Annotated in this window: 2 protein-coding genes; both read right to left on the bottom strand. The window is 41.1% G+C overall.

Features of this window, described 5'->3' with window-relative positions; translation table 11 throughout:
* Positions 1 to 8,701: hypothetical protein (locus tag PVV60_RS08620; protein WP_273724304.1), on the bottom strand; the 8,701-nt coding region annotated here is incomplete at its 3' end.
* Positions 8,702 to 8,732: 31 nt separating this feature from the next.
* The coding region (locus PVV60_RS08615; protein ID WP_273724302.1) for a hypothetical protein at positions 8,733 to 9,169 on the bottom strand (437 nt) is incomplete at its 5' end.

Below are 9,169 nucleotides of genomic sequence, written 5' to 3'. Positions count from 1 at the left end.
ACTTAGCATCACCGCCAAAATACTTTGCTAGAGACTGATTCAGATCATAAATTTGTCCGCCATTAACCGCATCACTCGAACCTGATACTATAGAACCATTCGCAAGCGATGTGATCTTGCTGTTTGTCTTTTCACCGTCCTTTTCTCCATGCTTGGCTACAAAGGCACCTGTAGTCTTGTCCCACAACAAGGCATCACCTTGAACTTCTTGGGTGATATTCGTGACTTGTTCTTTAAAGTCTTTAACAATGTTTTGCACATTCTTATCAATGCCTGCAAAGGCTTCCGCTACATTATGATGTTCCTGTGGATCACCTTCCGTACCATCTTCATTGTAGGTTTTAAGCGTGAAAGTTGGTTCACTCCATTCGTCATCTTCATACTTCATCTCACCACCAAAATACTTTGCTAGTGTCTGATTCAATGAATAAAGTTGACCTCCCGTAACCGCATCACTCGAACCTGATGCTATAGAACCAGCTGCAAGTGATGTGATCTTGCTGTTTGTTTTGCTGTCCTCTTCTCCATGCTGCGCTACAAACGCTTTTGCACTATCACTCCACAATAGCGCATTCTGCTTAATATTTTCAGTAACATCCGTATTGCTTTGAGTAACCTCTTTTTGAAGATTCTCAAAAGACGTACCTACTCCCGCAAAGGCCGAAACTATATCATCATAGCTGTTCTCTTCAACAGCACTGCCATCTTCTTTAACTGTCTTAACTTTGAAGCTTGGGGCTACCCATTTGCCACTCTCATAGCTAGCTTCTCCTCCTAAAGACTTTGCAACACTGCTCCCTAGTGTATAAAGCTGTCCCCCCGTAACCGCATCACTCGAGCCTGATGCTATAGAACCATCCGCAACATTATGGAGACCCACAGTTGTAGAATCCTTACCTTTACCCAAAGTCACACTTGTGTAATTAATGCCGCCATTTTCTTCATCTTTTTTATCATAATGAACAACGGCTGATTCATCAGATTGAAGATTATCAGAAAGATCTTTTAAACTTTTATCAAGCTGACCTTTATTAACAGCTTCATTATCATTCTCTGCTTTCTTTACACCAGAAAGAGTCCGATCCTCTTTATTCTTGTTGGCTATATTGATTTCACCACCATCTGTTTCTGCTCCAACAGTAATACGATTAGTTTTGTCTTCTTGCTTCACAAGGCTACCACTTATCATAGTGCTAATCTCATCATGAATACTCTTGAAAGAATTACCAACACCTGAAAGAGCTTCTGCTACATTGTTATAGGACTCCTCACCAATATCGCCATCAGAGCCGATTTGCTTAACTTTGAAGCTAGGATCTGTCCATTGTCCATCCTTGTATTCAGCTCCACCACCAAAATAGGTCGCAAGCGTATTGCTCATTGAATAAAGCTGACCACCTGTAATAGCATCTGTAGAATCCTTAGAAATAGCTCCATCTAAAAGAAATGTAATCTTGCTGTTTTCTTGGGTTGCTACAGCTCTGCCTTTTTCATTATTGCTCTTTTCATGACGCGCTACAAAGGCATGAACTTCATCATTCCATAACAAGGAATCATGCGCAACACCCTCTGAGACTTCCTTAATCCGCTGATTCACATTCTTGATATTATCATCAATTCCTGCAAAAGCACTTGCCACATCAGAATAGTCTTTTGGATCATCTTCTTTACCATCAGCCGTAAAAGTTTTAAGCGTGAAGGTAGGACCTGTCCATGCACCACTTTCATATTTAGTACCACCACCAAAATATTTAGCAACACTGCTCCCTAGGGTATGAATCTGACCACCACTTATGGCTTCATTTGAGTTTTCACTGATATCCCCGTCGAGTAAACCGGAAAGCTTCCGCCCTTTATTCTCTTTGTTCAAAATACTGATTTCGCTACCACCAGTTTCCTTACCAATCGTGATAAGACCTGTTCCTCCATCACGCAGACTGCGCGATAAAGTCATCTCTGTTGCCTGCTTAACAAGAATACTGTCTCTTACATCCCCAATCTCACCATTAAGAGTCGTAAAAGTATTATTAACTCCCTCAAAAGCATCAGAAACATTATGATAGCTCTGTTCATCACCTTTTGTGCCATCAGAATTAAATTGTGCAACTTTGAAATCAGGTTTTGTCCATTTACCATCCTCATACTTAACATCACCACCAAAATACTCCGAAACTGTAGTGTTCGTAGAATAAAGCTGTGAACCATTCACGGCATCGGTTGAATTAACAGCAATATCTCCATCCTTAAGAGACTTAATTTTGCTGTTGCCTTTCACATCTCCTTCTCCATGCTGCGCTATAAAGGCATTCTCATCCTTGCTCCAAGACAACGAATCCTGTGCAACGCCTTGAGAAACTTCCTTGATCCGCTGATTCACATTCTTGATACTCGTATCAAGACCCTCAAAAGCTGTACCAACATCTTTAAATTCAGCTTCCTCTTCCTTACCATCTTTAGAAACCTTAGATAATTTATAGGTTGGCCCCGTGAAAACACCATCTGTAAAGGTTGTAGCACCTCCCAAAAATTTCGCAATATCTCCAGAAATTGTATTAATTTGCCCACCATTGACCGCATCACGTGAATCCTCTGTAATATTACCAGCAGCAACATTATGAAGTGCAACAGCTTTTGCTTCTTTACCTTTACCCAAAGTTACACTTTCATAATTAATGGCGCTATTTTCATCATCTTTTTTATCATAAAGAACAACAGCTGAATCATCAGATTGAAGTTTGTCAGAAAGATCTTTCAAGCCTTTATCAAGCTGACCCTTGTTAACCGCTTCATTGTCATTCTCTGCCTTCTTCACGCCAGAAAGAGTCCGATCCACACCACTCTCATTGGCAATATTGATGCTCGTACCTTCTACCTCTTTACCAATATTGATAACCTTTGTATCAGCATCCTGCTTAACAAGACTATCACCCACAACTTGCTCAATCTTGTTGTTAACTTCCTTGTGAATATCCGTGAAAGATTGGTTTACCAAATCAAATGCATCAGAAACATTACTACTTTCTTCTTCACCTTCTTCTCCATCTTCTTTGAAAATTTTTACCTTAAATTTCGGAGAGATCCATTCACCTTTCTCATTATAACTAGCACCACCACCCAAATAGCCAGCTAGCGTCTGATTCAGATCATAAATCTGTCCACCATTAACCGCATCACTCGAGCCTGATACTATAGAACCATTAGCCAGCGATGTGATCTTGCTGTTGGCTCTTTCTTTACCTTCTCCATGCTGCGCTACAAAGGCACCTGTAGTCTTGTCCCACAACAAAGCATCGCCTTGCACAGATTCTGTGATGTTCGTGACTTGTTCTTTAAAGTCTTTAACGACATTTGTGAAAGAATTACCAACACCTGAAAAAGCTTCTGCAACACTATCATACTCTGCCTCTTCTGAGGTGCCATCTTCTTTAAGGTGTGTAACCTTAAATTTAGGCAATGACCATTGATCTTCCTCATATTTAGCATCACCGTTTAAGTACGATGCAAGATCTTTTCCTAAGGAATAAAGTTGCGAGCCATTGACTGCATCTGTAGAATCCTTAGAAATAGCTCCATCTAAAAGAAATGTAATCTTGCTGTTTTCTTGGGTTGCTACAGCTCTACCTTTTTCGCCTTTGCTCTTTTCATGACGCGCTACAAAGGCATGAACTTCATCACTCCATAACAGGGAATCATGCGCAACACCTTCTGAGACTTCCTTAATCCGCTGATTCACATTCTTGATATTATCATCAAGTCCTTCAAAGGCAGAACCAACATTATTATGCGATTTATCTGTTACCTTACCATCTTTAGCAATACTGGATAAGTTATAGCTTGGAGCGGTCCATTTGCCATCCTTATATTCAGCACCACCGCCAAAATAAGTTGCAACCCCCGTGCCCAATGTATGAAGCTGACTACCTGTAATAGCATCAGTGGAACTTTCAGCTATATCTCCATTCGCAAGATACTTAATCTTGCTATTGGTTTTACTATTTTCTTCTCCATGCGTTGCTACAAACACTCCTTCTTTCTCGTTCCACATCAACGCATTCTGCTTAATGTTTTCAGTAACTTCTGTAGTGTTTTTGTTAATCTCTTTGTTAATATTTGTGAAAGATGTACCAACATCAGCTAAAGCTTCAGCAACATTTCCATAACTCTTCTCTTCATCTTTGCCATCAGAATTGACTGTTGTAACCTTGAAGCTTGGACCTGTCCATGCGCCACCTTCATAGCTAGCACCGCCACCGAAAGATTTTGCAACACTGCTTCCTAGGGTATGAACCTGACCACCACTTACGGCTTCATCTGAATCTTTACTGATTGTCCCACCCAGTAGACCGGAAAGCTTCCGCCCTCCATTCTCTTTGTTCAAAATACTGATTTCATTGCCACCGGTTCCCTTACCAATCGTGATAAGACCGAACCCTCCATCACGCAGACTACGCGATAAAGTCATCTCTGTTGCTTGCTTAACAAGGATACTATCTCTTACATCACCAATCTCATCATTAAGAGTCGTGAAAGTGCTGTTAACTCCTTCAAAGGCTTCCGCTACATTATGATAAGTCTTCTCTTCACCTTTTGTGCCATTAGCACCAAATTGTGCAACTTTGAAATCAGGTTTTGTCCATTGACCATTCTCGTACTTAGCTCCACCGCCCAAATACTTTAAAATTTCGCCGCCCATTGAATAAAGCTGACCACCTGTAATAGCGTCTGTCGAATCCTTAGAAACATCTCCAGCGTGCAGAAATGTAATCTTGCTGTTTTCTTGGGTTGCTACAGCTCTACCTTTCTCTTCTTGCTTCTTTTCATGACGCGCTACAAAGGCATTGGCTTCATCATTCCATAATAAAGAATCATGCGCAACGCCCTCTGAGACTTCCTTAATACGATCATTCACAGTCTTGATATTCTTATCAAGTCCTTCAAAGGCTAAACCAACATTAGTAAAGGCAATCGGCGTGCTCATACCATCTGAAGTAATACTAGATAAATTATAGACCGGTCCTTTAAAAGTACCGTTCTCAAATGATGCATTCCCCCCTAAAAATCCTGCAATATTCTGAGAGATTGTATTAATTTGATCACCAGTGATCGCATCACGTGAATCCTTGGCAATCTCACCATTGGCAACATTGTGGAGACCTACAGCTGTCTTATCTTTACCACCTAAAGTTATGCTCTCATAATTAATGCCGCCATTTTCTCCAGCTTTTTTATCATAATGAACAACTGCTGATTCATCTGACTGAAGACTGTTCGAAAGATCTTTCAAACCTTTATCAAGCTGACCTTTGTTAACTGCTTCATTGTCCTTCGTTGCTGTTTTCACACCGGAAAGCGTTCTATCCCCTTGGTCCTTATTGGAGATATTGATTTCACTGCCTTCTACTTCCTTACCAATAGTAATAAAATTTGTATTGGCATCTTTCTTAACAAGGCTATCGCCTTTCACATTGGCAATTTCATTGGTAATCTCATTTTTTACATTTGTGAGGGAAGTGCCAACACCCGCTAACGCTTCAGCTACATTTCCATAACTCTTCTCTTCAGAGTTGCCATCATCTTTGACTGTTGTAACCTTGAAGCTTGGAGCTGTCCATTGACCATTCTCATACTTAGCATCACCGCCAAAATACGAAGCAACCCCTGTGCCTAATGTATGAAGCTGAGAGCCATTGACTGCATCCGTGGAATCTCCCGTAATATCTCCTGCCGCAAGAAATGTAATCTTGCTGTTTTCTTGGGTTGCTACAGCTATACCTTTTTCGCCTTTGCTCTTTTCATGACGCGCTACAAAGGCCTGCGCATCATCATTCCATAATAAAGAATCATGCGCAACATTTTCAGATACTTCCTTAATGCGCTGATTCACAGTCTTGATATTCGTGTCAAGACCACTAAACGCTGTACCAACACCTTGGAACGAACTCTCTGTTACAACTCCATCTGTGGCAATGTGCGATAATTTATATGTTGGCTCTGTAAGAGATCCATCTTTAAATGTAGAATCTCCACCTAAAAATTTAGCAACATCCTCACCGATTTTGTTAACCTGTCCACCCGTGATTACATCATGTGAATCCTTGGAAATCTTACCATCAGCAACATTATGGAGACCTACAACTGTCTTATCTTTACCACCAAAGGTCACACTTGTGTAATCAATGCCGCCATTTTCTCCAGCTTTTTTATCATAATGAACAACGGCTGATTCATCAGACTGAAGATTATCAGAAAGTTTTTTTAAACTTTCATCAAGCTGACCTTTGTTAACAGCTTCATTATTTTGTGTGGCTGCCTTCACACCAGAAAGAATTCGATCCTCTTTATTCTTATTGGCGATATTGATTTCTCCGCCTTCTACTGCTGCGCCAATAGTGAGACGATGCGTTGTTTCGTCTTGCTGAACAAAGCTTTCGCTTTCTACTTTGTTAACCACATTATTAACCTGTTCAGTCAAATTATTCTGAACATTCGTGAGAGAAGTACCAACACCGGCAAAGGCAGACGCGACATCAGAATATTCTTTGTTTTCTGTTTCGCCATCATCCTTAACGGACTTAACAGTGAATTTTGGAGCAGTCCATGTGCCATTCTCATAGCTAGCACCACCACCGAAATATGTAGCAACACTGCTACCTAGACTATGAAGCTGATTGCCTGCTACAGCATCACTTGAAGTAGCAGTAATGTCTCCATTGGCAAGTGATGTAATTTTGCTGCTGCTTTTTTCTTCTCCATGCGTCGCTGCAAAGGCCTCTTTAGCCTTGTCCCACAACAAAGCGTCACCTTGTACAGCAGTAACCTCTTTGGTAATTTCATCCTTAACTTTCTCGAATTTATCTTTAACTTTTTCGAATGAAGAACCAACACCGATAAAGGCTGAAGCGACATCATTATAAGTTGAGTCAGAAACATCCCCTTCTTCTGTGAAGCTCTTAACCGTAAACGTAGGAGCACCCCATGCGCCATTCTCATAGCTAGCATTACCGCCTAAAGATTTTGCAACACTGCTCCCTAGGGTATGAAGCTGATTGCCCGCTACAGCATCGCTTGAGGTTGAAGTAATGTCTCCATTGGCAAGGAATTTTATCTTGCTGCTGCTTTTTTCTTCTCCATGCTGCGCTACAAACGCATTCTCCTCTTCGCTCCAGTTCAAAGAATCATTTTTCGCATTAGTAATCTGATTGGTAATCTCTTTTTTTACATTTGTGATAGAAGTGCCAACACCGGCAAAAGCACTCGCAACATCAGAATATTCTTCGTTTTCTGTTTCGCCATCTTCGTTCACGCTCTTAACCGTGAAGGTAGGAGTGGTCCATGTGCCATCCCCATAACTAGCGTTACCGCCTAAAGATTTTGCAACACTGCTCCCTAAACTATGAAGCTGAGCACCACTTACGGCTTCGTCTGAAGCTTCACTGATTGCCCCGCCAAGTAAACCAGAAAGCTTCCTGGCTCCATCATCCTTATTTAGAATACTGATTTCGGTACCACCAGTTCCCTTACCAATCGTGATAAGACCTGCTCCTCCATTACGCAGACTGCGCGATAAAGTCATCTCTGCTTCTTGCTTAACAAGGAGACTATCTCTTACATTAGCAATTTCAGTATTTGTTGCTAAAAGTTGGGAACCATTGACAGCTTCGGTCGATTCTGCTGTGAGGGTGCCATTTTGAATGCCTGTTATCTTCTTACTACCAGCGTCAATACCAGAAGTGGTTATTTTCGGACCTCCAGTAATTACTAAGCCCGTTGCGTCTAGGGTATTTCCTGCAACTTTTGCACTACTCAACGTAACATCTTTAGCAAGATCAAATTTTAGCTTATTGTCGTCTTTGCCTTTTGTAATCTTAAGGTTACTGCTTTCAGCAGAAAAATCTAATGTTTTGTTTACACTAACAGCTGTAGCATTTGCATCACCAACAGAGACATTCCAACCTTTGTCTACGTATTCTTGTAACGCTTTTAACTGCGCAACATTTACCGCGTCGCCATCTTCAGTACCAGCTGACACACCCATAATTTGTCGTGTAAAATTCTTTGTAACATCACCAACACTCACTCCGCCCCTCGTACTTTTCCATACCGAATCGGTGCCGGTTGAGGCAGTCTTCTTCCGAGGATCATAGCCAAACTTACCAGCAGCCCTATTAGCTACAGATTCTCTCCCTATAGCAACAGCATCACTCACCGTAGCTTTAGAATCGACACCGATAGCGATAGCTCCCTCTCCATTGGCTTCCGAATAAAACCCAAAAGAAATGGCATGCTTATTACTTGCCTTTGCACGATGACCAATAGCAGTTGAACCATACCCCAAAGCCTTAGAAACAGCACCCACAGCCGTTGAATAATCACTCTTCGCGGTTGTATGATCATCTTTCCCTCCGCTCTTCTCATTATATTCGGAACCTATTGCGACACTGCTTTTTCCCATAGCCTGAGACATATAACCTATAGCAATAGCATCGTCCTCGCCTAATGTCTGAGCTTTATAGCCTATAGCAATACCTCTATCCCCTTTTACAGATGCACTATCACCTAGAATAACAGTGTTACTCGCTCGTGTATCTCGTTGCATTCCCTCAGTTGAACCACTCCGCAAAAGGTCAGAAACATTAACAGGCGCTGCATTCTCATCATTCTCTACAAACGGTTGGGCTATAGAGCTATCACGAACAAGCAACCGTGGACCAATGAGAGACTTTTTGTATTGCTCATCTGTATCTAGTTTTTTTTACCAATAAATTTTCGCTCTCTGCCGCAAGAACATTTACGACAGGACGATAATCGCTCACACCAGGAAGGGTTTTGGTTAAAAAATTTGCATAGTCATCAGCAGCATTAACCTTTTCTGCTCCTGCTTTATTGAGTGCTGTTAAATAATTATCTTTTGAGACAGAAGAGACATTCAAACCAGCAACAGAGACAATGTTTTGTGGATAAAAGACACCAGTACTTTTTACACCTTCAAGAAATGTGTTTCTAAAATCAGAATTTGCTGAAAAAACAGGGGGAACATTCGATAAAAATGTAGCCGCTGTAGCCAACGAAAGAACTTTAACAAAAGAAAAACGAGAACGTTTTAATTCACTCGTTGCTTGTGGGGCATATAATTTTTTCATAACAAACTCTCCAATGAAAAAACTTAAAA

The organism is Bartonella sp. AU18XJBT, from assembly GCF_028618595.1.
GTDB lineage: Bacteria > Pseudomonadota > Alphaproteobacteria > Rhizobiales > Rhizobiaceae > Bartonella.
Note: the sequence above shows the minus strand (reverse complement) of the source record. Positions and strands in the feature narration are given on the sequence as shown.